Source organism: Neisseria sp. 20925_1_37 (assembly GCF_041433255.1).
GTDB lineage: Bacteria > Pseudomonadota > Gammaproteobacteria > Burkholderiales > Neisseriaceae > Neisseria > Neisseria flavescens_D.
In genome coordinates this window covers 1-537 of record NZ_JAPWBC010000033.1, presented here as the reverse complement: position 1 = coordinate 537, position 537 = coordinate 1, and the positions used below count along the sequence as shown (strand labels likewise).

The following is a 537-nucleotide window of genomic DNA, read 5'->3' as shown; positions in this document are numbered from 1 at the left end:
ACGGGCATCTTTGTCTTTGCTCGGTGTGGTTTGGCCGCTGACTTGTCCTTCTTCATCGACTTCTATGACCTGGCGCTGTTTGCTGCCAGCGGTTTGAATAATGGTGGCATCAACGACGGCGGCGGATGCTTTCTTTACTTTTAAGCCTTTTTCGGTCAATTGTCGGTTGCTCAGTTCCAGCAGTTCGGACAGGGTGTCGTCTTGCGTCAACCAGTTACGGTAGCGGCATAAGGTGCTGTAATCGGGGATGCTCAGTTCGTCAAAACGGCAAAACAGGTTGAAATCAATGCGGGTGATGAGGCTGTGTTCGAGTTCGGGATCGGAGAGGCTGTGCCATTGTCCGAGCAGGACGGCTTTAAACATGGACAACAGGGGATAGGCGGGACGACCGCGGTGGTCTCGAAGGTAACGGGTTTTTTGACGATTCAGGTATTGTTCGATCGGCTGCCAATCAATCACCTGATCCAACTTCAATAGTGGGAAGCGGTCGATGTGTTTGGCAATCATAGCTTGCGCGGTTTGCTGGAAGAAGATGCT

Annotated in this window: 1 protein-coding gene; it reads right to left on the bottom strand. The window is 51.8% G+C overall.

Annotated features, from left to right (window positions below):
• A partial coding sequence (locus O3661_RS10600; RefSeq protein WP_371493390.1) for a transposase occupies positions 1 to 537 on the bottom strand: 537 nt, incomplete at both ends.